Origin of the sequence: Pseudomonas sp. PLMAX (assembly GCF_046042685.1) — a bacterium.
GTDB lineage: Bacteria > Pseudomonadota > Gammaproteobacteria > Pseudomonadales > Pseudomonadaceae > Aquipseudomonas > Aquipseudomonas putida_AE.
The window spans coordinates 5,362,501-5,389,130 of sequence record NZ_CP064949.1; the positions used below are offsets into that span (position 1 = coordinate 5,362,501).

The 26,630-nt window shown below is 62.3% G+C and carries 32 protein-coding genes and 1 pseudogene (1 of these 33 running past the window's edge); 21 read left to right on the forward strand and 12 right to left on the reverse strand.

Annotation, left to right across the window (positions count from 1 at the left end; all coding sequences use genetic code 11):
* Both rhtA and DKB71_RS24280 read left to right on the forward strand, forming a co-directional pair.
* Positions 1–324, forward strand: the end of a protein-coding gene (rhtA, locus tag DKB71_RS24275) for a threonine/homoserine exporter RhtA (RefSeq protein ID WP_323608121.1). It extends 564 nt beyond the left edge of the window; the window shows 324 of its 888 coding nt (coding positions 565–888); its start codon lies beyond the left edge, outside the window; its stop codon occupies positions 322–324.
* 170 nt (positions 325–494) lie between these two features.
* Complete coding sequence (locus DKB71_RS24280; protein WP_408597929.1) at positions 495–776, forward strand: hypothetical protein; 282 nt, start codon at positions 495–497, stop codon at positions 774–776.
* A 15-nt stretch (positions 777–791) separates the two neighbouring features.
* Here the strand turns inward: DKB71_RS24280 and DKB71_RS24285 are convergent, their stop codons facing one another.
* Positions 792–1,352 carry a TetR/AcrR family transcriptional regulator gene (locus tag DKB71_RS24285; protein ID WP_323629167.1) on the reverse strand — a complete coding sequence of 187 codons (561 nt, stop codon included), beginning with the start codon at positions 1,350–1,352 and terminating at the stop codon, positions 792–794.
* A 93-nt stretch (positions 1,353–1,445) separates the two neighbouring features.
* On the opposite strand from DKB71_RS24285, the gene DKB71_RS24290 reads away from it, so the two are divergent.
* Together DKB71_RS24290 and DKB71_RS24295 are read left to right on the forward strand one after the other, a co-directional pair.
* Positions 1,446–2,174: an SDR family oxidoreductase gene (locus DKB71_RS24290; protein WP_323629168.1), complete on the forward strand. Its 729-nt coding sequence runs from the start codon at positions 1,446–1,448 to the stop codon at positions 2,172–2,174.
* A 36-nt stretch (positions 2,175–2,210) separates the two neighbouring features.
* Positions 2,211–2,801 carry a 2-hydroxychromene-2-carboxylate isomerase gene (locus tag DKB71_RS24295; protein WP_408597932.1) on the forward strand — a complete coding sequence of 197 codons (591 nt, stop codon included), beginning with the start codon at positions 2,211–2,213 and terminating at the stop codon, positions 2,799–2,801.
* A 45-nt stretch (positions 2,802–2,846) separates the two neighbouring features.
* On the opposite strand, the gene DKB71_RS24300 is transcribed toward DKB71_RS24295, so the two are convergent.
* From DKB71_RS24300 to DKB71_RS24315, 4 genes are all read right to left on the reverse strand, one after another.
* Complete coding sequence (locus tag DKB71_RS24300; protein WP_408597934.1) at positions 2,847–4,655, reverse strand: aminopeptidase P family protein; 1,809 nt, start codon at positions 4,653–4,655, stop codon at positions 2,847–2,849.
* Between the two features lie 64 nt (positions 4,656–4,719).
* Positions 4,720–5,877 carry an aminotransferase class V-fold PLP-dependent enzyme gene (locus DKB71_RS24305; RefSeq protein WP_323629171.1) on the reverse strand — a complete coding sequence of 386 codons (1,158 nt, stop codon included), beginning with the start codon at positions 5,875–5,877 and terminating at the stop codon, positions 4,720–4,722.
* A gap of 206 nt (positions 5,878–6,083) precedes the next feature.
* Positions 6,084–6,698, reverse strand: a complete 615-nt coding sequence (locus DKB71_RS24310; protein ID WP_274073275.1) for a LysE family translocator — start codon at positions 6,696–6,698, stop codon at positions 6,084–6,086.
* A 101-nt stretch (positions 6,699–6,799) separates the two neighbouring features.
* On the reverse strand, positions 6,800–7,069 hold the full coding sequence (locus DKB71_RS24315) for a hypothetical protein (RefSeq protein WP_274073274.1): 270 nt from the start codon (positions 7,067–7,069) through the stop codon (positions 6,800–6,802).
* Positions 7,070–7,200: 131 nt separating this feature from the next.
* On the opposite strand from DKB71_RS24315, the pseudogene DKB71_RS24320 reads away from it, so the two are divergent.
* Positions 7,201–7,299: pseudogene (locus DKB71_RS24320) on the forward strand (FMN reductase); the annotation flags it as partial.
* Here DKB71_RS24320 and DKB71_RS24325 read toward each other — a convergent pair.
* Complete coding sequence (locus DKB71_RS24325; RefSeq protein WP_274073273.1) at positions 7,299–7,664, reverse strand: antibiotic biosynthesis monooxygenase; 366 nt, start codon at positions 7,662–7,664, stop codon at positions 7,299–7,301. The pseudogene DKB71_RS24320 and the gene DKB71_RS24325 sit on opposite strands and share 1 nt — an antisense overlap.
* A 95-nt stretch (positions 7,665–7,759) precedes the next feature.
* On the opposite strand from DKB71_RS24325, the gene soxR reads away from it, so the two are divergent.
* From soxR to DKB71_RS24390, 13 genes are all read left to right on the forward strand, one after another.
* On the forward strand, positions 7,760–8,227 hold the full coding sequence (gene soxR, locus DKB71_RS24330; protein WP_408597938.1) for a redox-sensitive transcriptional activator SoxR: 468 nt from the start codon (positions 7,760–7,762) through the stop codon (positions 8,225–8,227).
* 144 nt (positions 8,228–8,371) lie between these two features.
* Positions 8,372–8,830 carry a VOC family protein gene (locus tag DKB71_RS24335; RefSeq protein WP_274073271.1) on the forward strand — a complete coding sequence of 153 codons (459 nt, stop codon included), beginning with the start codon at positions 8,372–8,374 and terminating at the stop codon, positions 8,828–8,830.
* A gap of 275 nt (positions 8,831–9,105) precedes the next feature.
* On the forward strand, positions 9,106–10,305 hold the full coding sequence (locus tag DKB71_RS24340; RefSeq protein ID WP_408597941.1) for a PepSY-associated TM helix domain-containing protein: 1,200 nt from the start codon (positions 9,106–9,108) through the stop codon (positions 10,303–10,305).
* Positions 10,302–10,844: a thiamine pyrophosphate-binding protein gene (locus tag DKB71_RS24345; RefSeq protein WP_274073269.1), complete on the forward strand. Its 543-nt coding sequence runs from the start codon at positions 10,302–10,304 to the stop codon at positions 10,842–10,844. Before DKB71_RS24340 ends, DKB71_RS24345 begins: the two co-directional genes overlap by 4 nt.
* Positions 10,841–11,170: a hypothetical protein gene (locus DKB71_RS24350; RefSeq protein WP_274073268.1), complete on the forward strand. Its 330-nt coding sequence runs from the start codon at positions 10,841–10,843 to the stop codon at positions 11,168–11,170. The genes DKB71_RS24345 and DKB71_RS24350 overlap by 4 nt, the downstream gene beginning before the upstream one ends.
* On the forward strand, positions 11,167–11,739 hold the full coding sequence (locus DKB71_RS24355; protein WP_323608114.1) for a DUF6162 family protein: 573 nt from the start codon (positions 11,167–11,169) through the stop codon (positions 11,737–11,739). Before DKB71_RS24350 ends, DKB71_RS24355 begins: the two co-directional genes overlap by 4 nt.
* Before the next feature lie 35 nt (positions 11,740–11,774).
* Positions 11,775–12,701 (forward strand): metal ABC transporter substrate-binding protein, encoded by a 927-nt coding sequence (locus DKB71_RS24360; RefSeq protein ID WP_274073266.1) that lies wholly within the window; start codon positions 11,775–11,777, stop codon positions 12,699–12,701.
* Entirely contained in the window at positions 12,698–13,543 is an 846-nt protein-coding gene (locus DKB71_RS24365; RefSeq protein WP_408597945.1) for a metal ABC transporter ATP-binding protein, read from the forward strand. The genes DKB71_RS24360 and DKB71_RS24365 overlap by 4 nt, the downstream gene beginning before the upstream one ends.
* On the forward strand, positions 13,543–14,442 hold the full coding sequence (locus tag DKB71_RS24370; RefSeq protein ID WP_033041974.1) for a metal ABC transporter permease: 900 nt from the start codon (positions 13,543–13,545) through the stop codon (positions 14,440–14,442). The genes DKB71_RS24365 and DKB71_RS24370 overlap by 1 nt, the downstream gene beginning before the upstream one ends.
* Positions 14,443–15,345: a metal ABC transporter solute-binding protein, Zn/Mn family gene (locus DKB71_RS24375; protein WP_408597948.1), complete on the forward strand. Its 903-nt coding sequence runs from the start codon at positions 14,443–14,445 to the stop codon at positions 15,343–15,345.
* 850 nt (positions 15,346–16,195) lie between these two features.
* A complete protein-coding gene (locus tag DKB71_RS24380) occupies positions 16,196–16,501 on the forward strand; it encodes a transposase (protein ID WP_323609148.1) in 306 nt (101 codons plus the stop codon).
* Positions 16,498–16,890, forward strand: coding sequence for an IS3 family transposase (locus DKB71_RS24385; RefSeq protein WP_408597950.1), 393 nt, complete (start codon positions 16,498–16,500; stop codon positions 16,888–16,890). The genes DKB71_RS24380 and DKB71_RS24385 overlap by 4 nt, the downstream gene beginning before the upstream one ends.
* Entirely contained in the window at positions 16,785–17,333 is a 549-nt protein-coding gene (locus tag DKB71_RS24390) for an IS3 family transposase (RefSeq protein ID WP_408601152.1), read from the forward strand. Before DKB71_RS24385 ends, DKB71_RS24390 begins: the two co-directional genes overlap by 106 nt.
* Before the next feature lie 382 nt (positions 17,334–17,715).
* Here the strand turns inward: DKB71_RS24390 and DKB71_RS24395 are convergent, their stop codons facing one another.
* The 5 genes from DKB71_RS24395 to DKB71_RS24415 form a co-directional block, all read right to left on the reverse strand.
* On the reverse strand, positions 17,716–17,943 hold the full coding sequence (locus tag DKB71_RS24395) for an MbtH family protein (protein WP_128608950.1): 228 nt from the start codon (positions 17,941–17,943) through the stop codon (positions 17,716–17,718).
* 81 nt (positions 17,944–18,024) lie between these two features.
* Positions 18,025–19,437 carry an aspartate aminotransferase family protein gene (locus DKB71_RS24400; RefSeq protein ID WP_408597952.1) on the reverse strand — a complete coding sequence of 471 codons (1,413 nt, stop codon included), beginning with the start codon at positions 19,435–19,437 and terminating at the stop codon, positions 18,025–18,027.
* A gap of 41 nt (positions 19,438–19,478) precedes the next feature.
* A complete protein-coding gene (locus DKB71_RS24405) occupies positions 19,479–20,000 on the reverse strand; it encodes a GNAT family N-acetyltransferase (RefSeq protein WP_408597954.1) in 522 nt (173 codons plus the stop codon).
* Positions 20,001–20,091: 91 nt separating this feature from the next.
* Complete coding sequence (locus DKB71_RS24410) at positions 20,092–21,417, reverse strand: ATP-binding protein (protein ID WP_408597956.1); 1,326 nt, start codon at positions 21,415–21,417, stop codon at positions 20,092–20,094.
* Positions 21,414–22,094, reverse strand: coding sequence for a response regulator (locus tag DKB71_RS24415; protein ID WP_034151358.1), 681 nt, complete (start codon positions 22,092–22,094; stop codon positions 21,414–21,416). Before DKB71_RS24415 ends, DKB71_RS24410 begins: the two co-directional genes overlap by 4 nt.
* 154 nt (positions 22,095–22,248) lie before the next feature.
* Between DKB71_RS24415 and dsbD the strand changes: the two genes are divergently transcribed.
* From dsbD to dsbG, 3 genes are read left to right on the forward strand one after another with little or no spacing between them, the layout of a single operon-like run.
* Positions 22,249–23,985, forward strand: coding sequence for a protein-disulfide reductase DsbD (gene dsbD / locus DKB71_RS24420; RefSeq protein WP_408597959.1), 1,737 nt, complete (start codon positions 22,249–22,251; stop codon positions 23,983–23,985).
* Entirely contained in the window at positions 23,985–24,839 is an 855-nt protein-coding gene (locus DKB71_RS24425) for a prolipoprotein diacylglyceryl transferase family protein (RefSeq protein ID WP_408597961.1), read from the forward strand. Before dsbD ends, DKB71_RS24425 begins: the two co-directional genes overlap by 1 nt.
* On the forward strand, positions 24,815–25,582 hold the full coding sequence (gene dsbG, locus DKB71_RS24430) for a thiol:disulfide interchange protein DsbG (RefSeq protein ID WP_274073258.1): 768 nt from the start codon (positions 24,815–24,817) through the stop codon (positions 25,580–25,582). Before DKB71_RS24425 ends, dsbG begins: the two co-directional genes overlap by 25 nt.
* Positions 25,583–25,688: 106 nt before the next feature.
* Here dsbG and DKB71_RS24435 read toward each other — a convergent pair whose 3' ends face one another.
* Entirely contained in the window at positions 25,689–26,513 is an 825-nt protein-coding gene (locus tag DKB71_RS24435; RefSeq protein ID WP_408597963.1) for an alpha/beta fold hydrolase, read from the reverse strand.
* Positions 26,514–26,630: the final 117 nt, after the last annotated feature.

The following is a 26,630-nucleotide window of genomic DNA, read 5'->3' on the forward strand; positions in this document are numbered from 1 at the left end:
CTGTTTGTCGCCCCGATCGGCATTGTGCATGCCGGCGCGGCGCTGTTGACCCCGGCATTGATTCCGATCGCCCTCGGGGTTGCCGTGCTGTCCACGGCCCTCCCCTATACGCTGGAAATGGTCGCCCTCACCCGCATGCCGGCCAGGACCTTCGGCACATTGATGAGCATCGAGCCGGCGGTGGGTGCCTTGTCCGGTCTGTTGTTCCTGCAGGAATTCCTGTCTCTGTCACAGTGGATGGCCATCTTGTGCATCATCCTGGCTTCCGTGGGCGCCACCATGACCATGGGCAGTAACGCCAAGCCCGCCGTTGCAGCCGATTGAGGGGCGGATTTGCATAGACTCTGGTAATTGCCGCGCAATTAGGCCATGTTTAGGCCCGCAACCCAGTGCCAGAAATGGATTTTTTCAGGACAGGGGCCTCAAAACGCTTCATGCGTAAAGCGAACACTGCCAGACCGGGCGATAGATCCGGGAACGCTACAAGGATAGCAATGAAACGAATTTTGATACTGATCGCCGTTCTTGCAGTTGCGGGCTGCGCGGCGACCGCCAAACCCCAGACCAAACACGGCAAGAAAGGAATCCATATCAACTGTTCGGGGCTGTCGTCCTCATGGGACCAGTGCTACTCCAGCGCCGCCAACTCGTGCGCCCCCAAGAGCTACAAGGTCATTGCCAAATCCGGCGACGCCGTTGAAGAACCGGGTGATTATCTGTTCGGGATCAACCCCGCGGGCTACACCAGCCGCAGCATGATCGTCATCTGCAAATAATCTGCAGCCATCCTGTCAGGCCCTCGGGCCTGCCAGCTGGCGGCCAATCTCCTCATGACTGGACTTCAGCACCTTGCGCTGCAGCTCCGGCGTGGCGAGCATTCGCGCCACCACCAGTGCACCGACGCATTGCGACAGAATCGCCCAGGCCAGGCTGTCGCTCTCCAGCACCTGCGCCCAACGCTCCTGAAGCTGGCAGATCCAGTGCTCAGCCTGCTGCCTGATCAGTAGATCCGAGCGGGCAATCTCGGCCCCCAACGCCGGTAGTGCACAACCGGTTTCCGGGTGCTCGACGTGGGACATGCTCAGGTAGAGCTCGAGGCAACGTTCGAATTTGTCGCGATCCTGGTCAGCCCCCAGCCGCTCCAGGCTTTGCCGCAGCTCACGCTCGACAATGGATGCGAACAACTCGTCCTTGGACGCGAAGTGACTATAGAACGCCCCGCCACTCAAACCGATGGCCTTCATCAAACCGTCGACACCTACCGTGGAAAAACCCGATTGCTTGGCCGACACCGCGCTGCTTTGCAGCAGTTTCTCTCGGGTTTCCAGCTTGTGACTGGCTGAATAACGCATTGTCCTTACCTCTGGTTCGATCATCTTGACGCCTGTCGAATCGTAGCATAACGTTCGTTTAGTTAACGATCGTTTACTAAAGAGGTCCAGGCAATGAATAACAAGAAGGTCGTACTGGTTGTCGGCGCGGGGGACGCCACGGGTGGCGCTATTGCCAAACGCTTTGCACAGGAGGGATTTGTTGCCTGCGTGACCCGGCGCAGCGCGGACAAGCTCCAGCCTCTGGTCGATGCCATCAATGCAGCCGGCTGTGAAGCCCACGGCTTCGCCTGCGATGCCCGCAAGGAAGACGATGTGGTTGCACTGGTCGAGCAGATCGAAAGCGAGATCGGCCCGATCGAAGCGTTCGTGTTCAATATCGGCGCCAACGTGCCTTGCAGCATTCTCGAAGAAACCGCCCGCAAGTATTTCAAGATCTGGGAAATGGCCTGCTTCTCAGGCTTTCTCAATGGCCGGGAAGTGGCCAAGCGCATGGCCAAGCGGCAACGGGGCACGATCCTGTTCACCGGCGCCACCGCCGGTTTGCGCGGCGCCGCAGGTTTTGCGGCGTTTGCCGGCGCCAAGCACGGGATCCGTGCGCTGGCACAAAGCATGGCGCGCGAACTGGGGCCGATGAATATTCATGTCGCCCACGTCGTCGTCGACGGCGCCATCGATACCGATTTCATCCGTGACAGTTTCCCCGAGAAGTACGCGACCAAGGATCAGGACGGCATTCTCGACCCCGAACACATCGCAGAGAACTATTGGTACCTGCACAGCCAGCCCCGCGATGCCTGGACCTTCGAACTGGACCTGCGCCCCTGGAGCGAACGCTGGTAACCCCTCCCCTACAACAACAAAAAGAGTGCATCGACCATGAGCAAGATCGTGGAGTTCTATTTCGACCTGGGCAGCCCCGCCACCTACCTGGCGTACACCCAACTACCGAAGATCTGTGAGCAGACCGACAGCCAGCTGATCTACGTGCCCATCCTGCTCGGCGGTGTGTTCAAAGCCACCGGCAACGCTTCCCCGGCGACCATACCTGCCAAGGGTCGCTACATGTTCATAGACCTGGATCGTTACGCCAATCGCTATGGCGTGCCATTGAAAATCAACCCGCACTTCCCGATCAACACACTGGTGCTCATGCGTGCCGTGACAGGTGTGCAGTTGCGCCAACCCGAGCGCTTTGCCGCGTTCATCGATTGCCTCTTCAAGGCACTGTGGATCGATGGTCGCAACCTCAATGATCCGGCCACTGTCGGGGCAGTATTGAGCGAAAACGGTTTCGACCCGGAAGAAATCCTGGCCCTGAGCGCTGACGAAGAGGTCAAGAATGCCCTCAAGGAAACCACTGAAAAAGCCGTGCAACGCGGCGTGTTCGGCGCACCGAGCATGTTTGTCGGTGATCAGCTGTTTTTTGGCCAGGATCGGTTGGATTTTGTCATCGAAGCCCTGAGTTAAAACCCGAGGCCCGGGCGCTGGAGACGGCGCCCGAGCTCAAGTCAATCAGATGGCCGCAGTACGGGTGTTCAACCACTCCAGCGTAGCGCCGTCGAGCAACGGGCTCAAACGCTCGCGCACTTCGGCGTGGTAAGCGTTGAACCACTGCTTTTCTTCCTCGCTCAGCAACGAGGTTTCCAGGCAGCGTGTGTCAATCGGGCACAGCGTCAGGGTTTCGAAACTGAGGAATTCGCCGAATTCGCTGGTGCCTGCCTCGCGGTTCATCGCCAGGTTCTCGATGCGCACACCCCAGCGGCCTGGACGATAGGTGCCGGGTTCGATCGAGGTGATCATGCCTGGCAGCATCGCGGTTTGCGGCGCGGGTGCAGCCTGGTAGGCAATCACCTGCGGACCTTCGTGAACGTTGAGGAAGTAGCCGACGCCGTGACCGGTGCCGTGGCCATAGTCGACGTTTTCCGCCCAGATCGGTGCCCGGGCGATGGCGTCCAGCAGTGGCGACAGGATGCCTTTGGGGAACCGCGCACGGGACAGCGCGATCACGCCCTTGAGCACCCGAGTGCAATCGCGTTTCTGTTCCTGCGTCGGCGTGCCGACCGCAACCATGCGCGTGATGTCGGTGGTACCACCCAGGTACTGGCCGCCGGAATCGATCAGCAACAAGCCGTCACCTTCGATCACCGCGTGCTCTTCTTCGGTGGCGTGATAATGCGGCATGGCGCCGTTCGCGTTGAAGGCGGCAATGGTGTTGAAGCTCAGCGAAACGTAACCCGGCCGGCGTTCGCGCGCTGCGGTGAGTTTTTCGTCGATGGTCAGTTCGGTAATCCGCTCACGGCCCCAGGCCGATTCGAGCCAGGTGAAGAATTCGCACAGCGCCGCGCCGTCCTGCTCCATGGCCTGGCGGATGTGTTCGGCGTCGGCCAGGCTCTTCTGGGACTTGGCCAGGGTGGTCGGATTCAGGCCTTCGAGCAGTTTGACAGCGCTGTCGAGGTTACCCAGCAGGCCAGCCGTGACCCGCGCCGGGTCGACCAGCAGGCTCGCCCCCGCTGGCACTGCACGCAGGGCCTCGGCCACTTCGCTGTAATCGCGCAAGGTCACGCCGTCCTGTTCCAGGGCCGCACGCAACGGCGCATCGACCTTGCTCAGCGCCACGAACAGTGTTGCCTGCTGCTGGCTGATCAAGGCGAAGGAAACGAACACCGGGTTGAACGACACATCGCCGCCGCGCAGGTTGAACAGCCAGGCAATGTCATCGAGAGTGGCGATGAAATGCCAGTCGGCACCACGTGCCTGCAGGGTTTCGCGCAGCTTGGCGAGTTTTTCGCCACGGCTGACGGTGGCCTGTGGCGGCAAGTGCTGATAGATCGGTTCGTTCGGCAGGCTCGGGCGATCGCTCCAGACTTCGCTCAACAGGTCGATGTCGGTACGCAGGCGCGCGCCCCGCTCTTCCAGCTTGCTGCCCAATGTGCGCGCGGAAGCCACCGCCATCACCGCGCCATCGACCGCGACCACGCCGCCTTGCGGGGTCTGCTCGGCCAGCCAGTCCAGCGGCCCGGGTTGTCCCGGTTGCAGCTTGACCAGCTCGATGCCGCTGCCCTTGAGTTCCTTGCTCGCCTGTTCCCAATAACGGCTGTCGGCCCAGACGCCGGCGAAATCCGCGGTAACGATCAGGGTGCCGACCGAACCGTGGAAACCCGACAACCATTGGCGCCCTTGCCAGTAACCCGGCAGGTATTCGGACAGGTGGGGATCGGCGGACGGCACCAGCAGGGCATGGATGCCCTCCCGGCTCATCAGCTCGCGGGTTTGCGCCAGGCGCTGGGGCACTGACCCGGTGATCGTAAACTGCGTATTCATCGTGACTCCTGCTAACCACTCGTCATTATTGTTCGGTGCCGATCAAGGTCGGCACTTTGTTACCCTATTGCCAGAATGCCGGAGCACTGGCGCAGGCGGTTCTAATCAGCTGTACCGCTTGGTCGATATCCTGTTCGGTGGTGAAACGCCCCAGGCTCAAGCGAATGGTGCGACTCGCCGTACGGGCATCATGCCCCAGGGCCAGCAGCACATGGGAGGGCGCATTGCTCGCGGAATTACAGGCCGAGGTCGCGGAGAACGCCATCGAGGCGAGCAACACCGCCGAGTTGAACTCGCCTTCACTGAAGGTCAGGCTCAAGGTATGCGGGATGCGTTGAGTCAGGCTGCCATTGAGCCGCACGCCGGGAATGCTCAGCAATTGCTCGAGCAGGCGTTCGCGCAGATGCACGATCGAGGCTTTTTCTTCATCGAACAAGGCTGCCGCCAGGGCGAAGGCCGCGCCCATCGCGGCGATCTGGTGGGTTGCCAGGGTACCGGAACGCAGGCCGCCTTCGTGACCGCCGCCGTGGATCTGCGCCAGCAGGCGCTGCTGCGCACGCGGTCCGACATACAGCGCGCCGATGCCTTTGGGACCATAGAGCTTGTGCGCCGAGAAGGACATCAGGTCCACCGGCCACTGCGCCAGGTCGATCGCTACCTTGCCCGCGCCTTGCGCCGCGTCGACATGAAACAACGCATTGCGCCCGCGCACCACCTGGCCGATGGCCGGGATGTCGTTGACCGTGCCCAGTTCATTGTTGACCAGCATCAGCGACACCAGGAAGGTGTCCTCGCGCATGGCTTCGCGCACCGCTTGCGCGCTGATCAGGCCATCGGCGTCCGGCACCAGGTACGTCACCGCCACCCCGCTGTCCTGCAACTGTTTCGCGGTGTCGAGGATGGCCTTGTGTTCGATCTGGCTGGTGATGATGTGGCCGCCGGATACACCGCGGGCCTGGGCAACGCCCTTGAGGGCCAGGTTGTTGGATTCGGTGGCGCCCGAGGTCCAGACGATCTGTTCGGGCGTGGCGCCAACCAGTTCGGCGACCTGGCGCCGCGCCTGCTCGACCGTTTGCCGGGCCTGTTGGCCAAAAGCATGGGAGCTGGAGGCCGGATTGCCGAAGTTGCCGTCAAAGCCCAGGCACTCGACCATGATCTTGATGACGCGCTCATCCACCGGCGTGGTGGCGGCGTAGTCGAAATACAGCGGACGTTTATTCATAAAAGACTCGCAGAGCGTGTTCCGGGATCAGGAAGCTCATGACTGCAAACGGCAAGACGCAGCCTCATGAGCTGCGTGCTGTTTTCAGAAGGTTACCAATACCTGATCGGATGCCGTTAAAGAAGAACAACTTCATTTAAAAGTGCGTCGGAACGCTCCTGAAAAGCCAGCTTAACAGGCATCGGGCAAGCGGTTGAAGCAATGCGTCAGCTAAAGCTTTCGAGCAAGATCGGATACAGCGACGCCACCAGCAGCGCGGCCATGCCCCAGTTGAACAGGCGCAACCAGCGCCGATCCTTGAGCACGTTGCGCAGCAGCGTGCCGCAAGCGGCCCAGACGCCGACGCTCGGCAGGTTGATCAGGGCGAACACCGCCGCAATCACGATCACGTTGGTGAAGTAGCCCTGCATGGGTGTGTAGGTGCTGATGGCACCGATCGCCATGATCCAGGCCTTGGGGTTGACCCACTGGAAAGCGGCGGCGCCCAGGTAGCTGATCGGCTTGGCCTCGCCTTTCGCGCTGTCGGAGACGGGGCCGGAATGGGCGATTTTCCACGCCAGGTACAGCAAGTATGCCGCACCGACGTAACGCAGCACCGTGTACAGCACGGGATAAGCCTGGAACACCGCGCCCAGCCCGAACCCTACTGCCACGACCAGCACGAAGAATCCGCAGGTGATGCCCAGCATGTGGGGAATGGTCCGTTGAAAGCCGAAGTTCACCCCGGAGGCCAGCAACATGGTGTTGTTCGGACCGGGCGTGATCGAGGTGACGAGGGCAAACAGGGCAAAGCCCAGCAGCAGATCGAACGAGAGTGTCATGGGTGGCAGTCCATCGGGGTCAGTCAGGTATTGACCCTATCGCGAACCTTGGGGGAAACCCATGGACAGTTAGGCGAAAGTTCGAGCAGTACAGTCTTGGCTCAGCTCGGGCGACCGTGCAGCTGTACAGCTCGCTCGGCGTTCATCTCGCCCTGTTTGTCGAAGCCAAATGTCTTCTGTGGCTGGCCGAGCAGTTCGGCTTTCTTCGCGTGGTATTCGTCGAAGGACAAGCCGCGACGATTCAGCGCCTCCAGCGCCAGTTCCCGGGTTTCTTCAGCGGTGTAGGGGCGCAATTCCGGGGAAACATGGCTGGCACATCCAGCGAGTACGGAGACCGCGAGCAGCAAGAAAGTGGCGATTAGAGGTTTCATTTTCGGCGTCCTGGCATCAGGTTCGGGGCAATGAACACAGGCTACTCGCGCCTTTATCCGAGCAGAAATCAACGCTCTCGATAGTGGCTATCGGGATTTTCCAATGCAGGCTTCATATGATGTAGCGTCCATTGAAAGTCATTGCCCTCTCCGGCGGTACCTGGCGCCCTTCGCGCACCCTGGTGCTGACCCAGGCTCTGCTGGCGCAATTAGCCGAGCAACTGTCGATCTAACCCGGCAGATTGCAGTGCAGCGCCTGATCGTGGCTGCGTTCCAGGCTGTGCAGCACCTGGAACGAGCCGAAGGTCACGGCCTTCGCCTGATGGGCGCGGATCAGCTGCCAGAAATCCTGTTCGCCGCTTTCAAACGCCTGAAACGCCGCCTCCCCCGCCTCACGGGTTTGCCATTGCAGGTAATTGAGCACCCGCCGACCGTCCTCGCTGGCCTGGATGCTGGCACTCAGAAAGCCGCTGTGGTGCTGGGCCAGACGCTCGGTCTGCTGCGACAGCGCCGACACCAGCGCCAATTGTTGATGCGGTTCGATTTCGAATTCGATCAGTTGGGTGAAGCTGCGATGTTTGGCTGGCGCGTTCATGGATAGTCCCCACTCAGGTACAAAGCGAATCTTGCGATCCGAAGACGTGCAGGGTAAAACCTCCAGTTAAGTCAAGGTCAAGGGGCATTTTTTAAATGATTACCTCGCAAAACTCCCATAAGGAGCTCAGCGTCGGCCAACTGGCGGCCCGCAGCGGCGTCGCGGTCACGGCGCTGCACTTTTATGAAACCAAGGGATTGATCAAGAGCTACCGCAACCAGGGCAACCAGCGCCGTTATCCACGGGAGGTGTTGCGGCGGGTGGCGTTGATCAAGGTGGCCCAGCGCCTGGGCATTCCGTTGGCGGAGATCGGCGAGGCGCTCAAGGCCCTGCCGGACAATCGCGCACCGACGGCGGCGGACTGGCAGGTGATGTCGGCGCAGTGGAGCCGGGAGCTGGATGAGCGGATCAATCAGTTGACCTTGTTGCGGGACAAGTTGAATGGCTGCATTGGTTGCGGGTGTTTGTCGATGGAGGCGTGTCCGTTGCGTAATTTTGGCGATGTGCTGGGGGAGCGTGGGCCAGGGGCGCAGTTGCTGGAATCGGGGGTTGAGCCGAGATAGCGGCGCGGCCATCGCGAGCATCTTTTTGTGAACTTGAAACATTCCGAAGATCAAAATCAAAGGATCGCAGCCTCCTGCAGCTCCTACAATTGTTCGGCTGGAGAGCGATCTTCAATCCACAACAAGAAAAAGGGAGAACCCATCATGAGCGTTAAACCGATTCCAGAGGGTTATCACAGCATCACCCCGTACCTGGGCATTCAAAAAGCAGCCGAAGCCATCGATTTCTACAAAAAGGCCTTCGGCGCCATCGAGGTCATGCGCCTGTCCATGCCCGACGGCGGCATCGGCCACGCCGAACTGCGCATTGGCGATTGCCCGATCATGCTCGGCACTCCGTGCGATCAAGGGCCGCTGAGCAATCCCGACAACTCGCCGTCGGTGGGCCTGCACCTGTACGTGACCGATGTGGACAAGTCCTACAAACAGGCGATCGACGCTGGCGGCACCGTGGTTTCCGAGGTCAAGGACCAGTTTTACGGTGACCGTTCCGGGACCTTGAAGGATCCCTATGGGCATATGTGGTTCCTGGCCACGCGTAAAGAGGACCTGACTCAGGAGCAGATCGAGCAGAGGGCGAAGGAGATGTTCCAGCAAGGGTGAAATATGCGGTGCCTGAGCGGCCCTCTTCGCGAGCAAGCTCGCTCCCACAGGGGATCTTCTGTGAACCGGTGGGAGTGGGCTTGCCCCTGGCGACGATGGCCTGGCGAAACACGAAACATTTTCTTTCATATCTCCCTTCCTGATTTAGGGTGCTCATCCGTCCTATATAGATGCAGTCCTGTCGCGTAGGCAAAAGCCACGACCGGACCTTCCATTGACCTCATCGCTGCGAAGCCCGTAGCAGAGGCCTTTCATCGATATAAGACGCCCTGATCATGTCGAAGAAATCCCGCTCCAAACTCTGGTTCCTGGTCCATAGCTGGCTGGCGCTGCCGATCTGGTTTTTCGTCCTGATCGTCTGTGTGACCGGCACGTTGGCGGTGGTCAGCCAGGAGATCGTCTGGCTGGCCAACCCGCAAATGCGCGCCAGCGCGCCTGCGGACGATGCGCCGCGGCTCAATTACGACCAGATCGTCGCCGCGATCAGGCAGGCCGAGCCCGACATCATCGTCGACAGCATCAGCCGCTCCGACGAATCGCACTTCGCCCTGGACGTCGGCGTCACCTACCCCGACGGGCGGGCGCTGACGGTGTACGTCAACCCCTACACCGGTGCCATCCAGGGCCCCGCGCCGCAGTTCAACTTCCAGGCCTTCACCCGTGCCCTGCATGGCTGGTGGCTGGTGCCGTTCACCAACGGCTACAGCTGGGGCTGGTACCTGGTGTCGTTCCTCAGCCTGCCGATGCTGGCGTCCCTGGTGACCGGGCTGGTGGTGTACAAGCGGTTCTGGAAAGGTTTTTTGCGTCCGACCCTGCGCATTCGCCATGGCGCGCGGATTTTCTGGGGGGATTTCCACCGTCTCAGCGGCATCTGGTCGATCTGGTTCATTGCGGTGATTTCCGTCACCAGCACCTGGTTCCTGATCGAGGCGTTCATGTTCGACAACCAGATTTCCATCTCCACCGCGCCGGTGGCTGCCGTGGTCCCGCGGGAAAGCGTGCCGCTCACCGCCGATGGGTCGCCCACGCCGATGATCAGCCTGGAAGCGGCGATCCGCGAGGCCAAGGCACGTATCCCGGGGCTCGACGAGAGTTTCGTCAGCATGCCGGCCAATGCCTACAGCTACCTGTCGGTGGGTGGGCGCAGTTGGTACCCGCTGATGTTCCAGACCGCCGACATCAACCCCTACACCGGCGAAGTCGCCGCCACGCGCCTGCTGTCGGACCGCTCGGGCCTGGAGTTCGTCACCGAATCCATGCGTCCGCTGCACACCGGTGATTTCGGTGGTATCTGGATCAAGCTGATCTGGTGCTTCTTCGGCCTGCTGTTGAGCATGATGGTGCTCAGCGGCCTGCTGATCTGGACCAAACGCACCGCCCTGGCCACGGCCAACGCCCTCAAGCGCAGCAACAAACGCCCGCGCAACGAGCCTGCTACGGCGAACAGCCGTGAAACCACGGAGGTCAGCCCATGAGCCAGGTCGCCACTCAAGCACCCCGTTCGACCCTGAGCCGCCTCTGGCACAAATGGCGTTTCCACATCAACGTCCTGCTGTTGCTGGTGCCGCTGGGCTTCATGCCCAAATACTTCGCCGATGCTGCGCTGTTTCGCGGTGACACGGGGCTGGGCGAGCGGGAAATTGGCGAAGTCCAGGTCGGACCCTGGAGCCTGCGCCTGGCCGAACTGCGCAACGAAGCACCACGGCCCGATGGCCCGGCCGGCCACATGAAAAGCTTCAACGCCGCGCTGTGCGACAGCTGCCGCGAGCAGGTCAAGGCGACATACCTGCGCATCGGCAAGCCACGCAGCCTGCGCGCCGCCGGGGTGATTTTCTTCGGCACCCCGTACCGCATGGGCGCCATGCTGCCGATCCCGGAAAAAACCAAAGCCGACGCCGAACTGTGGATCACCATGGAAGGCTGGGACGGCTCCATGCATCAGGCATCCATTCCTCTGAGCCAGGCTTCCCCCGCCACCCTCGCCTGGCTGTCCACCCAAGGAGGCAAACCATGATCAACCCTCTTCGTCCTTTGCGCGCCGCGCTGCTGGTGCTCTGCGCCGGCTTCAGCGCAAGCGCCCTGGCCCACAACCCGATGTGCGAATGCAAGGCCATCGACGCCGAGCAGATCAAGTGCACCGGCGGTTTTTCCGACGGCAGTGGCGCACCGGGCGTGACGCTGGACGTGATCGGCTACGACGAAACCATTCTGGTGCCAGGCAAGCTCGGGGCCGACTCGACCCTGACCTTCAAGAAACCCGGGGCCGAGTTCTATGTGCTGTTCGACGCGGGCCCAGGCCATGTGGTCGAAATCGACCAGGCGGACATCGAAAGCCCATGAGTACGCCAACCACCCAAGTCGTCCGCCCGGCCGGTGCCGGCCACGAAACCCTCTACGTATTGCTGTTGTGCCTGATGATCCTGGCGGTGGCAGGTTCCGTGGTCGCCTGGCGTGGTGAGTCGCAGCAGGTGAGCAGCGTCAACAGTCATCAACTGGATGCCCGCCGCGACCTGAGCGCCTCCGAACAAGGCATCTACGCCGATCTGCGCGTGACCCTCGACGAGATTCACTTGCTGCGCCAGGAACAACAGACCTTGCCGACACCTGAAACCCTCGCCGATGAAGGCTTTGCCCCCTTTGCCCAGGACGCCAGTTCGGTCAGCCGCGGTGGTCATGCCTGGCAGTTGCTCGACGCCAGGGCGTACTTCGGACAGAGCCAGAGCACCACAGTGGCCGGCTCGTTCCTGATGCGCCTGAGCGCTGACGACGACGCGCCGGACATCTGGCTCAACCGCGCCACCGACCTCAAGGCCCCCGCCGACCTCAGCGATGCCACGCTCGAAGGCGCCGGCTGGCAGCAGATCGTCGCGCAATTCGATGCCGGCGTGACCCGCCAGCACCGACACTGAACCCTCGCCTTCCTCCGAGAGAAGACCGCTTTCCCATGCCTACTTCATCGCTACGTTCTTTCCTGCGCCTGTCACTGGTCGGCCTGCTGGCCTGCCTGCTGACACCCCTGGCCAGCGCCGACCAGGCCAAGCGCCTGCGCATCGGCATCACCCTGCACCCTTATTACAGCTACGTGGCCAACATCGTCGGCGACAAGGCCGAAGTGGTGCCGCTGATTCCCGCTGGCTTCAACCCCCACGCCTACGAACCACGGGCCGAGGACATCAAGCGCATCAGCGGGCTCGACGTGATCGTGCTCAATGGCGTCGGCCATGACGATTTCGCCGACCGCATGATCGCTGCCAGTGAAACGCCGAACGTGCCGGTGATCGAGGCCAACGAAAACGTGCCGCTGCTGGCCGCTACCGGCGTTGCCGCACGCGGCGCCGGCAAGGTGGTCAACCCGCACACCTTCCTGTCGATCAGCGCCTCGATTGCCCAGGTCAACAATATTGCCCGGGAACTGGGAAAACTCGACCCGGCCAATGCCAAGACCTACACCGAGAACGCCCGAGCCTACGGCAAGCGCCTGCGCAAGATGCGCGCCGACGCCCTGGCCAAGTTGACCGAGGCGCCGAACGCCGAATTGCGCGTGGCCACGGTTCACGCCGCCTACGATTACCTGCTACGCGAATTCGGCCTGGAGGTGACGGCGGTGGTTGAGCCGGCACACGGCATCGAACCGAGCCCGAGCCAGCTGAAAAAGACCATCGACCAGCTGCGTGAGCTGGACGTGAAGGTGATCTTCTCGGAGATGGACTTCCCTTCCACCTACGTCGACACCATCCAGCGCGAATCCGGGGTGAAGCTGTACCCGCTGTCGCACATTTCCTACGGCGAATACACCGCCGACAAGTATGAAAAGGAAATGACCGGCAACCTCAACACCGTGGTACGGGCGATTCAGGAGTCCGGGGCATGACATCGAAAGAAACCCTCCTGGCCGATGCGCAATCCCCTGTGGGAGCGAGCCTGCTCGCGAAGGCGTCCAGTCAGGCGGCACCTTCATTGAATGACACAGCGCAATCGCGAGCAGGCTCGCTCCCACAGGTTTCGGGGCCGACCCTGGATTTCGCCGACGTCAGCCTGACCCTCGGGCGCACGACGATCCTCGACAAAGTCACCTTTCAGGTCCGCCCCGGCAGCGTGCATGCGCTGGTCGGCCCCAACGGTGGCGGCAAGAGTTCGCTGATCAAGACCCTGCTCGGGCAGATGCCGCACCAGGGCCGTTTGAGCCTGCAATGGCCGGGCGAGCCGGGGACGATCGGCTACGTGCCCCAGGCGCTGGAATTCGATCGTGGCCTGCCGATGACCGTGGACGATTTCATGGCCGCGATGTGCCAGCGGCGTCCGGCGTTCCTCGGTTTGAGCAAGCATTACGCAACGGCGATTGGTGAGGCGCTGGAGCGGGTCGGCATGCAGGACAAGCGCAAGCGGCGCATGGGTGCGCTGTCGGGCGGCGAACGTCAGCGGGTGTTGTTGGCGCAAGGGTTGATTCCAGCGCCGCAGCTGTTGGTGCTGGACGAACCGATGTCAGCCCTCGATGAAGCCGGCATCCGCGTATTCGAACGTTTGCTGGGCGACTGGCGGGCGGCGGGCATCACCGTGCTGTGGATCGAGCACGACCTGGAAGCGGTCGGGCGCCTGGCCGATCATGTCACCGGGCTCAACCGCCGGGTGCTGTTCGACGCCACGCCGCAACAGGCGCTGACCCCGGATCGCCTGCTGACGCTGTTTTCGACCCATCCACGGAGCCTTGCCTGATGAGTTACGAAGCCTTTCGCTTGATGGTCCAGGGCTGGGCCTCGTCGGGTTATCTGCCTGAGGCGCTGGCCTATGGATTTGTGGTCAACGCGCTGCTCGCCGGTTTGCTGATCGGCCCGGTGCTGGGTGGTTTGGGCACCCTGGTGGTGGTCAAGCGCTTCGCGTTTTTCTCCGAAGCGGTGGGTCACGCGGCGCTGACCGGCGTGGCCATCGGCATCCTGCTGGGCGAACCCTACACCGGGCCTTACGGCAGCCTGTTCGGCTACTGCCTGTTGTTCGGCATCCTGCTCAACTACCTGCGCAACCGCACGGGCCTGGCGCCGGATACCTTGATCGGCGTGTTCCTGTCGGTGTCGTTGGCGCTGGGTGCCAGTTTGCTGCTGATCCTGGCCGGCAAGATCAACGTGCACATCCTCGAAAACGTGCTGTTCGGTTCGGTGCTGACGGTCAACGGCAATGACCTGCTGGTGCTGGCCATCGTCGGTTCACTGGTCATGGCCCTGGCGTTGCCGCTGTACAACCGCATCATGCTCGCCAGCTTCAATCCGCAACTGGCGGCGGTGCGCGGGGTGGCGGTGAAGTCCCTGGATTACCTGTTCGTGATCCTGGTGACGCTGATCACCGTCGCCGCCGTGAAAGTCATTGGCGCCATCCTGGTCGGCGCGCTGTTGGTGATACCGGCCGCGGCCGCACGCTTGCTCAGCCAGTCGCTCAAGGGCTTCTTCTGGTGCTCGGTGCTGATCGCCACGGTGAGCACGCTGTGCGGGATTCTCGCGCCGATCGTCTTCGACCTGCCGATCCCGTCCGGTGCCGCGATCATCCTCGTGGCCGGTATCGCCTTCGCCCTGGCCGCCATCGCGCGCGGCGTCGTCCCCAGCCTCAAAGGGAACCTTGGATAAATGTCATTTTCTCTGCGACAACTGACCCTGGCCCTCGCCCTGTGCGGGCTCGCCACCACAACCTTGGCCGCTGAAGGCAGCAAACCACTGCGGGTGCTGGCCTCGTTGCCCATCACCTACGGCCTGGGCGAAGTGTTGCTCAAAGGCACCGATGTCAGCCTTGAACGCGCGGCGCCCGCCAACCTGCCGGGCAGTCGCCAGACCGCCTACTTCACCGGCCGTGGTGCCCCGGCGCTGGCTAAATTGGCGACCGACGCCGATGCGGTGATCGGCTTGCGTTCACTGTGGCCGGACGATCCGCTGTACCCGATCTCCCGGCGCAGCAATATCCGCATCATCGAAGTCGACGCCGCCCGACCGGTGGATGGTGCCCTGCCCGGCATTGCCGTGCAGCCGGGCAATCAGGTCGATGGCTTGAACAGTCAGCCATGGCTGGCCAGCAACAACATGGGACGCATGGCTGACGTGATGGCGGCGGACCTGATGCGCCTGGCCCCCACGGCCAAGCCCGCGATCGAGGCGAACCTGGCGGCGCTGAAACAGCGTTTGCTCAAGCTCAGCGCCGCCAGCGAAGCGCGCCTTGCGGCCGCCGACAACCTCAGCGTGATGAGTTTGAGCGATCACTTTGGCTACCTGATTGGCGGGCTCAATCTGGAGTTGGTAGGGCTGGATGCACGACCGGATGCCGAGTGGACACCTGAGGCACTGAAGACCTTGACGGCAACGCTCAAGGACAACGACGTGGCGGTGGTGTTGCATCATCGGCAGCCGTCGGACGCGGTGAAAGCGGCGGTCACCGAGGGTGGGAGTCGGTTGGTGGTGTTGAGTGTCGATGCTGCTGATCCGGTGGCCGAACTGGAAGGGGATGTGGATCTGGTGATCAAGGGATTGAGCGGCGCCTAACTGTAGGAGCCCGGCTTGCCGGCGAAGGCGTCCTTGAACGTTGCGCTGGTCTTTCGGACGCCTTCGCCGGCAAGCCGGGCTCCTACAGGTCCGCCGCGGCCATCGATTCACGCGCTGCACAACCCATACATAGGAGCTGGCTTGCCAGCGAAGAGGCCCTCGAGGACGCCTTCGCCGGCAAGCCGGGCTCCTACAGGTCCGCGGCGGCCACCGACTCACGCCCTGCACAACCCATTGTAGGGGCTGGCTTGCCAGCGAAGAGGCCCTCGAGGACGCCTTCGCCGGCAAGCCGGGCTCCTACAGGTCCGCGGCGGCCATCGACTCACGCGCTGCACAACCCATTGTAGGAGCTGGCTTGCCAGCGAAGAGGCCCTCGAGGACGCCTTCGCCGGCAAGCCGGGCTCCTACAGGTCCGCGGCGGCCATCGATTCACGCGCTGCACAACCCCATTGTAGGAGCTGGCTTGCCAGCGAAGAGGCCCTCGAGGACGCCTTCGCCGGCAAGCCGGGCTCCTACAGGTCCGCGGCGGCCATCGACTCACGCGCTGCACAACCCATTGTAGGAGCTGGCTTGCCAGCGAAGAGGCCCTCGAGGACGCCTTCGCCGGCAAGCCGGGCTCCTACAGGTCCGCGGCGGCCATCGATTCACGCGCTGCACAACCCATTGTAGGAGCTGGCTTGCCAGCGAAGAGGCCCTCGAGGACGCCTTCGCCGGCAAGCCGGGCTCCTACAGGTCCGCGGCGGCCACCGATTCACGTGCGGCGCAAAACATTGTAGGAGCTGGCTTGAACTGGCCTAATTATTCCGGACACCTCTTAAGGGCGATATGATTTCGCCAACTTGGAGGTTCCATGAACGAAAGAAAGGTCTACACCCGCGAGTTCAAGCTTCAGGCTGCCAGCATGGTGCTTGATGATAACTGTTCGGTTCCAGATGTTTGTGCATCGCTGGATATCGGGCCCACCGCTTTACGGCGCTGGGTCGATCAGGTTCGCAAGGAACGCGAGGGCCAGGCCGTCAAAGGCACCAAGGCGATTACCGAAGATCAGCGCCAGATTCAGGAGCTAAAAGCCAAGATCAAGCGTATGGAGATGGAGGCCGAGATCTTAAAAAAGGCTACCGCTCTCTTGATGTCGGATCCCGATCGTTTTCGATGATTGCGGAGCTAAGAGAGTCATTCCCGACGGCTATCGTGTGTCGCGTTTTTGGTGTGAAGCGCAGCAGCTTTTATGAGTGGCTTCAGCGGCTCGCCAAGCCGCAGGTCAGACGCGAGGAGCTCAAGCTGAAAGTGGTTGAACTGCACAGCGAAAGCCGTGAAGCCATGGGTTCCAGGATGATTAGCAAGGGCCTGAAGTCGCAAAACATAGCGGTCGGAAGGAGTCTTGTCAGAACACTGATGAGGGAGGCCAACATTGTCAGTAAACAACGCCAGCCGCATCCATTCAGGTCCAAGGGGTTGAAGCATTTGTTGCGCCTAATCGACTCAAACGCAACTTCAAACCGGCTGCTGTTGATCAGGTCTGGTGTGGCGACGTTACCAGCTTGATGGTGGGTAAGCGCTGGGTTCACCTGGCCATCGTAATTGACCTGTTTGCTCGTCGAGTCATTGGCTGGGCATTCTCTCTAGTCAATGACGCCAACTTGGTGAGCAAGGCGCTACGCATGGCGACAGAGGTACGAACCTGCCCGCCGGGACTGATGTTCCACTCGGATCAGGGCTGTCAGTACACCAGTCGTAAGTTTCAAGAAGAACTGGCCCGCCACGGCATTTTGCAGAGCATGAGTCATCGCGGACAGTGCTGGGACAACGCTCCAACAGAGCGTTTTTTCGGCACACTGAAATCAGAATGGGTTCCCCGCAGCGGCTACAGCATGGTCGAAGAAGCAAAAACCGACATGGTGCGCTTCTTCATGTATTACAACCGCACCAGGCTCCACAGCTACAACAACTACCTGTCGCCAATAGCTATGGAGCAAAAAGCGGCATAAACACCGTAATCGGTGTCCGGGATTACTTGACCAGTTCAGCTTGCCAGCGAAGAGGCCCGCAAGGACGCCTTCGCCGGCAAGCCGGGCTCCTACAGGTCCGCGGCGGCCATCGATTCACGCGCTGCACAACCCATTGTAGGAGCTGGCTTGCCAGCGAAGAGGCCCACGAGGACGCCTTCGCCGGCAAGCCGGGCTCCTACAGGTCCGCGGCGGCCATCGATTCACGTGCGGCGCAAAACATTGTAGGAGCTGGCTTGCCGGCGAAGAGGCCCTCGATGACGCCTTCGCCGGCAAGCCGGGCTCCTACAAGGGCATGTCGCCCCCAGATACAAAAAAGCCCGCTGACCTGACCGGTTCAGCGGGCCTTTTCATGCGAGATGGCTTAGTGCGCCACTGCCGCCTGCTCGTCCATCTTCTGGCGCAGGCTCAGCGGACGCATATCGGTCCAGGTCTCTTCGATGTAGGCCAGGCATTCCTTTTTCAGCCCGCTCTTGCCCACGGTACGCCAGCCCTCGGGCACGGCTTTGTAGTCGGGCCAGATCGAGTATTGCTCTTCATGGTTGACCACGACCTGAAAGAGGATGTCCTCACGGTCGAATACTGACGTCATGCTGTCTCTCCATCGCTGTAGGGTGGGCTGTACGCTGTGTACAGCCGCTATGTAGAAGGAACGTTGCAGGGCCCGAAAAATTTAGAGACTGGCGGTGGCAGCGGCCAATGCCCGGCCGAAAATCTCGGCCACTCGATCGATTTCCGCGGCGGTGATCACCAGCGGTGGCAGGAAACGCACCACCGCGCCATGTCGCCCGCCCAGTTCAAGAATCAAGCCGCGCTTGAGGCATTCGCGCTGCACCAGCGGCGCCAGTCGCGCAAACGACGGTGGGTGACCCAGGGCATCGGGCGCGCCGGTCGGATCGACCAGCTCCACCCCGAGCATCAGGCCTCGACCCCGAATATCGCCCAGCTGCGGAAAGTCGCGCTGCAGGATGCGCAGGTGCTCGCCGAGGCGTTCGCCCATGGCGGCGGCGTGTTCGCAGACCTTGTGCTCCACCAGGTAACGCATCACCGCAGAACCGGCGGCCATCGCCATTTGATTGCCGCGGAAGGTCCCGGCATGGGCGCCCGGCAGCCAGGTGTCGAGCCAGTCGCGATAGACCACCACGGCCAATGGCAAGCTGCCGCCGATGGCTTTCGACATCACCACCACGTCCGGAATGATCCCGGCGTGCTCGAAAGCAAACATCTTGCCGGTGCGCGCGAAGCCACTCTGGATCTCGTCGACGATCAACGCCACGCCGGCTATTTCGGTGATCCGGCGCAAGCCGCGTAACCAGTCGAGATCGGCCGGGATGACCCCGCCCTCCCCCTGCACCACCTCGACGATCACCGCCGCGGGCAGTTGCACGCCGGCCTCTGGATCGTTCAGCAGGTTTTCCAGGTAGTTGAGGTTGGCCTTCACCCCCTGCGCACCGCCCAGGCCAAACGGGCAACGGTAATCGTAGGGGTACGGCATGAACTGCACGCCACTGCTGAGCAAGGCACCCAAGGGTTTTTTCGGCCCGAGGCTGCCCATCAGGCTCAGCGCGCCCTGGCTCATGCCGTGGTAGCCGCCCTGGAACGACAGCACGGTGCTGCGGCCGGTGGCGGTGCGAACCAGTTTCAAGGCGGCTTCCACCGCGTCGGTACCGGTAGGACCGCAGAACTGGATCTTCGCTTCAGCGGCCAAGGCTGGCGGTAACAAGCCGAACAGGTCCTGGACGAACTGATCCTTGACCGGCGTGGTCAGGTCCAGGGTGTGCAGCGGCAGTTCGTCCGCCAGCACGCGCTGGATCGCTTCGATCACCACCGGGTGGTTGTGCCCCAGGGCCAGCGTCCCGGCGCCCGCCAGGCAATCGATGAAGGTGCGGCCTTCGACGTCTTCGACATACAGGCCCTTGGCGCGTTTGAGTGCCAGGGGAATGCGCCGCGGGTAACTGCGGGCATTGGACTCCTGCTGGCTCTGACGCGCCAGCAACGGCGATTCGTTGAACTGATAAAGCGTCTCGGCCGGCACCGGAGTGATCCGGGCCGACTGGTCTTCCATAAGCCTGGTAGCGACTGACATCTCTCGACCCCTCAATAAGGTTTTCCTGTTCTGGAAACGCATCAGGGCGCCGGGGATTTAGACCCTTGATCGTCTTTCCATGAAGGTGACGCCAGGCCTTTGTGCATGGGGATGGCGTGAAGCCCCGCGACCATGAAGGATCGGGCACACCGCTGGTAGCCCAGGCGCCGATAAAACGCTTCGCTGGTCTTGGTGCTATAGAGTCGCGCCTGGTTCAGGCCCCGGGCGACCAACCAGCCTTCGAGGTCTTGCACCAGCGCCAGCCCCGCCCCTCGCCGGAACGATTCCGGCTGCACGTAACAGAACGCGAGCGTGCCGCTGGTCGCGGCCATGGCAACGCCTACCGGCTTGTCCTGCAGCAGGGCGATGCTCAGGTACAACCGCTGATCGGTCAGCCACGGCTGGATGTGCTGGATGGTCTTGTTGTGGGTCCAGGTGGCAACGATGTGCGGATCGTTGCGATGGTCGAGCGCGCAACCGACCCGGATGGAGCGCTCGATGATGCGGCTGATGATGCCGGCGTCGGCCGGGGTTGCCTGGCAGGTGCGTATCGATGGTTCCATGGTGCTGTCACCTCAATCCGTTGAGAGTGAGCAAAACGATAGTCGTGGAAGGTCCAGGCGGCCAATGTCGAGAAGTTACATCTCATGTGCGTCAGAGGGGTTGCAACGGCATCGTCAGCTCCACCCGCAATCCATCCGACCGACTGTCGAAACGCAGGGTACAGCCGCAGCGCTGGACGATCGCCTGGACGATCGCCAAACCGAGGCCGCAGCCGTTGCTCTGGCCGTTGCGCCAGAAGCGTTGGGTCAAGTGTTGCAGGTCGTCGTCGGCAATGCCCGGGCCATGGTCGCGAACCACGAACTGCACGCGGTTGCCGGTGGTTTCCAGACTCAGCTCCACCGGCCCGTTGCCGGGTGTATGGCGCAAGGCGTTATCCAACAGGTTGCGCAGTGCAGCAATCGACAGCACCGCGGGCATTTTCACCGGAGCGGGAGAAGCCCTTGTTGGCAGATGGAGCTTGATGCGCTGACGATCACCCCCGGCTGCATCCTGGATCGCCAGTTTCGCCACCTGCTCGGCACTGCACTGCACGCCATCGTCGAACGACAGGCTGCCCTCGACCCGCGCCAGCAACAGCAATTGCTCAAGGGTTCGGTGCAGACGGTCAGCACCCTCTTCGGCCCGGGCCAGGGATTGATCCCGGGCCGCGCCGTCGGTCATGCGCGCCACTTGCAGGTGGGTCTTGATCGCGGTCAGGGGGCTGCGCAGTTCGTGGGCCGCGTCACCGGTCAGCCGCCGTTCCCGTTCGATGGTCTTGCCGATGCGCTGGAACAACTGGTTCTGTGTGTCGAGCAGCGGTTGCAGTTCGCTGGGCAACGGCTGCACCTGCAAAGGCTCCAGGGAGTCAGGGCTGCGGCGCATCAAGGCGTCGCGCATGCGATTGAGCGGCGCCAGCCCCTGGCCGATGCCGAGCCAGAGCAGGCACAGGCAGCCGAGCAGCGCCACGCCCACCGGCACCGAAGCGGCCAACAGGATCGACATGTTCAGCGCCTCGCGTTCAATCTGCCGATCGGCCGTGGTGATCCGCAAATCGCCACGGGCCAGGGTGAAACTGCGCCATGGCGCGCCGTCGATGATCTGGTCGTGGAAGCCCATTTTCTCGGCTTCCAGGGTTTGCCCCGGATCGCTGTGGCTGCGGGCGAGGATTTCCCCGCGCAACGAACTGACCTGACACGCCATGCCACCGGGAATGTTCAGTTGTTCAGCGCTGAAATGGGTGCCCTCGCCCTTGCTTGGCAACGCCGGTAATTGCTCCATGAGCCCGGCGACCATGCGCGCCGAGGCCACCAGGCGCTGGTCGAGGGAAAACATCATCTGATTGCGCAGGTCGCTGAGCATCCAGGCCGCGGCCAGCGCCCAGATCAGGGCAAAGGCGCCGCCGAGCGTCAGGCTCAGGCGCAAACGCAGGCTCATCACTTCGATTGATCTCCGCCATCGGCCGGCCCCAGGCGATAGCCCAGGCCGCGCACGGTCTCGACGATGCCGTTGCCGAGCTTGCGCCGCAGGTGATGGATATGGACGTTGAGGGCATTGCTCTCCAGTTCGTCGTTAAAACCGTAGACGCTGTCCTTGAGCTGCTCGGTCGACAGCACCCGGCCGCGGTTATGCAGTAGCGCCTGCAACAGCGACTGCTCGCGGCGCGACAGGTCCACCGGCTGGCCGGCCAGGGTGGTTTCGCGGCTGCTCGGGTCGTAGGTCAGGGCGCCGTGCTCGATCAGGTTGACGCTGCGACCGGCCACCCGCCGCAACAGCGTGTGCAGCCGCGCGGCGAGTTCGCGCAGGTCGAACGGCTTGAGCAGATAATCGTCGGCACCGGCCTGCAAGCCGTCGACCCGATCGGTGACCGAGTCGCGGGCCGTGAGAATCAGTACCGGCAACTCCAGGCCGTTGTGACGCAGTTGCTGCAGGAGTTTCAGACCGTCTTCGTCCGGCAGCCCGAGGTCGAGCACCATGACATCAAATTCGGCGACCTTGAGCATCGCCCGGGCCGCCGACGCGGTGGCGACATGTTCCACGGTCAGGCCCTGGGCCGTCAGGCCGGCGACGATGCCGCTGGCAATCAACTCATCGTCTTCGCAAACCAGTACGTGCATGGAGAGCCTCGTGCAAATAACGCTGATTAGGCCATCGACCGATTAAGCGGACATTATGCCGCAACTGCCGCTGAAACCCGGCGACCAGAGTTAATCATCGGTTAATCGACACCACCCATTGTGCAGCTCACTTGCTAAAGGATAAGGCTTTTCCATGCGTCAGCTGTTTCTACTCGTCGCCCTGCTGTTCTCCGGCCTGACCCAGGCGGGCGGCAATCCGTTCGAGACCAAACCCGACTTCCTGCCCGTCGACAAAGCGTTCGTTTTCACCTCCGAGCGCCTTGAGTCTGGCGAAACCCAGCTGTTCTGGCAGATTGCCGACGGTTATTACCTGTATCAGAAACGCTTGAAATTCGACGGTCTGGCTGTCGAACAGCATCCCGCGCTGCCGGAAGGCGAAGCCCACAGCGACGAGTTTTTCGGTGAACAGCAGGTTTATCGTCAAGGCCTGGAGCTGAAGCTCCCGGCGGGCGCCAGTGGTCAGGTCAAGGTCAGTTACCAGGGCTGCGCCGATGCCGGGCTGTGTTATCCACCGCAAACCCGGGTCGTGGACCTGGGCAACTCGAACGCCCTGGGCACGGCCAATGAAGCGCCGGACCAGGCCCTGGCCAGCAATCTGCAGCAACGCGCCCTGGGCTGGAGCCTGCTGGTGTTCTTCGGCCTGGGCCTGCTGCTGGCGTTCACCCCCTGCTCGCTGCCGATGCTGCCGATTCTGGCCGGGTTGATCGTCGGCAGCGGCGCAACACCCCGGCGCGGAGTGGCCCTGGCCGGCAGTTATGTGGTGAGCATGGCGCTGGTGTACGCGGCGATGGGTGTGCTGGCCGCATCCCTCGGGGCGAACCTGCAAGCCTGGCTACAAAACCCTTGGTTGCTGGGCAGTTTCGCGGCGATTTTCGTGCTGCTGGCCTTGCCGATGTTCGGTTTCTTCGAGCTGCAACTGCCGGTGGCGGTGCGTGATCGCCTGGAAAACGTCTCGCGCAACCAGCGCGGTGGCAGCCTGGTCGGCGCAGGTGCCTTGGGCGCGTTGTCCGGCCTGCTGGTCGGCCCGTGCATGACCGCGCCGCTGGCCGGCGCGCTGCTTTATATCGCGCAGAGCGGCAACGCGCTGCACGGTGGGTTGATCCTGTTTGCCATGGGCATCGGCATCGGTGTGCCGTTGTTGCTGCTGGTGACGGTGGGCAATCGTTTCCTGCCCAAGCCTGGCGCCTGGATGAAGCTGCTCAAGGGCATCTTCGGCTTCCTGTTCCTCGCCACGGCATTGCTGATGCTGCGCCCGGTGCTGGATGAGTCGCTGTGGGTCGGCTTGTGTGGTGCATTGCTGCTGGTCGCGGCCTACAGCGCCTGGAAGCAGTCGGACGGATTTGGGCGCATCGCCCATCTGTTCGGCGCCACTTCGCTCCTGCTGGGTTTGTGGGGCAGCCTGTTGATGATCGGCGCGGCGGGAGGCAGTGATGACCTGTTCAAGCCATTGCAGGTGTTCCGCACTTCCGGCTCGGCCGTCGCCGCCGTGCCCAGCGGCCACGACGCCTTTACCACCATCAAGGACCCTGCGGCCTTGCAGCGCGAACTCGACGCGGCGCAGGCGCAAGGCCAGTGGGTGCTGCTGGACTACTACGCCGACTGGTGCGTGTCGTGCAAGGTCATGGAAAAACAGGTTTTCGGCAAAGCGAAGGTAATGGAAGCCCTGAGCGACGTGCGCTTGCTCCGACTGGACGTCACCGCCGACAATGCCGCCAGCCGTGAACTGCTCGGCCATTACAAAGTGCCAGGCCCACCGAGCTTGCTGTGGATAGGTGCCGACGGCCTCGAGCGACGCAGCCAGCGCATCACCGGCGAGGTCGATGCCGACACTTTCCTGCAACGCTGGACCACCACCCGAGACGCCCGTTAATGCTGACCTTTACTCTCGGCACCTTTGCCATCGCGCTCAACCATTTGCTGCTGATCAGTGCATTGGTGCTGGCGACGTTCGTCGGTTGGCGGGTGGCCAAGCGCGGTGGCGAGAACCCCGAGTCGGTGCTGTTTAGCCTTTTCCTGATCGGCATGCTCGCGGCGCGGATCGGTTTCGTCGCCGTTTACTGGGCCCACTATCGCAGCGATCCGTGGCAGGTCATCGACCTGCGCGATGGCGGGTTCCTCGCCTGGCCAGGGGTCATCGCGCTGGTGCTCGCCGCGCTGTACCGGGGCTGGCGTCGCCCGGGCCTGCGCCGTCCGCTGGGCTTCGGCGTGGCCAGCGGCCTGGCGTTCTGGTTGCTGGCGACCTTCTCGCTGACCATTTATGAACAGGGCACGCGCCTGCCGGAGATCACCCTGCGCAATTCCGCCGGTGAAACCGTGCAACTGGCGGACTACAAGGGTGGCCCGCTGGTGATCAATTTGTGGGCCACCTGGTGCCCGCCCTGCCGCCGGGAAATGCCGGTGCTGGAACACGCCCAGATGCAACGCCCGGACCTGACCTTCCTGTTCGTCAACCAGGCCGAAAGCATGCAAAGTGTCAGCACCTTCCTGGAGACCCAGGGCCTGAGCCTGTCCAACGTGCTGTTCGACGGCAGCGGTCGCCTGGGCCAGGCTGTCGGCTCAATGGCCTTGCCGACTACGCTGTTCTATAGTCCCGACGGCCGCCTGCTGGGCAGCCACCTGGGCGAGCTGTCGCAAGCCAGCCTGGCCCGCGCCCTGGAAAACTTCGATTCCGTACCTGCCACTTCTGCAAGGAAACTGCCATGCCCCGCCTCCGCCACCTGCTGACCCTGAGCCTGGGTGCCGCCCTGCTGCACCTGCCATCGGTGCAGGCCGAAGAGCTGCCCGAGGCGATCAAGAAGATCGAAGCCAAGGGCGCGAAAATCGTCGGTCAATTCGACGCCCCCGACGGCTTGCGCGGGTACGCGGCGCAATACCAGAACCGCGGCATGGCGCTGTACCTGACGCCCGATGGCAAGCATGTATTGCTGGGCAACCTGTACGACGAGAAAGGCAATGACCTGAGCAGCGCGCCGTTGCAGAAACTGGTGTACGCGCCGATGTCCAAGGAAGTCTGGGCCAAGATGGAAACGAGCAACTGGATCGCCGACGGCAAGAAGGATGCGCCACGCATTGTCTACATGTTCAGCGACCCGAACTGCCCTTACTGCAACATGTTCTGGGAACAGGCGCGGCCGTGGGTCAAGGCCGGCAAGGTGCAGTTGCGGCACATCATGGTCGGGATCATTCGCGAGGACAGCCCGGGCAAATCCGCCGCGCTGCTGGCTGCGAAGGACCCGCAAAAAGCCCTGGCGGACCACGAAGCGGCTGGCAAGGGCAGCTCGCTCAAGGCCTTGAAAGAAGTGCCACCGGCGATCCAGGCCAAGCTCGCGGCCAATATGCAATTGATGGAAGACCTGGAGCTGCAGGCCACTCCGGCGATTTTCTATATGGATGACAAGGGCGAGTTGCAGCAACAGCAAGGGGCGCCTTCGCCGGATAAGTTGGCGCAGATTCTTGGGCCGAAGTAGTTTTCCGAAGATTCGGTGGTGAACTCACCGACGCCTTCGCGAGCAAGCCCGCTCCCACATTTTGACCGGGATCTACTGTGGGAGCGGGCTTGCTCGCGAAGAACGATTACGCGGTCGCTCGGGTTCTCTCGTTTAGAAACTGCAGCAACGCTTGAGTGACAAACCCCGGATTCTCCAGATTGGAAATATGCCCCGCCTCCGGCACCAGCACATACGGGCAACCAATCAACCCGGCCATTTCCTGCGTTTCACTCGGCGGACGTGGTTTGTCCTGATCGCCACACATCACCAGCGTGGTCGCGGCATTCAATTGCCCCAGACGCGGCAACAGGTCATCCCGGCCAAAGGTAATCCGCCCCATCGGCACGATGCTTTCACGCAAACGCTCAGGCGGCAGCGCGGCGAGTTTGCTGCGGAAGTCCTGATACAGCGCCGACTGCGGATCGATGCCCGGACGGAAAAAGATCGGCACCACGATATCCAGCAATTGCGGCGAGATGACGCCGGTTTCTTCAATCATCTTGAACAGCGAAAAATAGTATTGCCGGGTCGGCTCCGGTTCGACACCGACGTAAGTGTCCATCAACACCAGCCCGTTGAGCCGTTGCGGCGCTGCCAACGCCAGGCGCACACCCCACATGCCACCCACCGACAGGCCGACCAGGGTCACGCGATCGATGTCCAGGTGATCGAGCAGCGCCAGGGCCTGGCGTGCGATGTCATCCAGCGACGTTGTGCCGGCAGGCAGCGGCCCGGATTCACCGTGGCCCCACAGGTCCAGGGCGATTACCCGATACTGTTGCGACAACGCGGCGATCTGCGGGGCCCACATGGCCTGGTCCCACAGGTAACTGCCCGCCAGCAGGACTGCCGGGCCGGTGCCTTGATCGAGGTAGTGGAGGGGTTGGCCGTCTATCGTTACGAAGGGCATCGAGTGGCTCCGCCGGTGGAAAGGGAACAGGAAGACTGAGCGGATGAGGGTCTGTAGTCAATCACACGAATGTATGCATACGTACAACCTCATCGCCAGCAGGCTGGCTCCCACAGT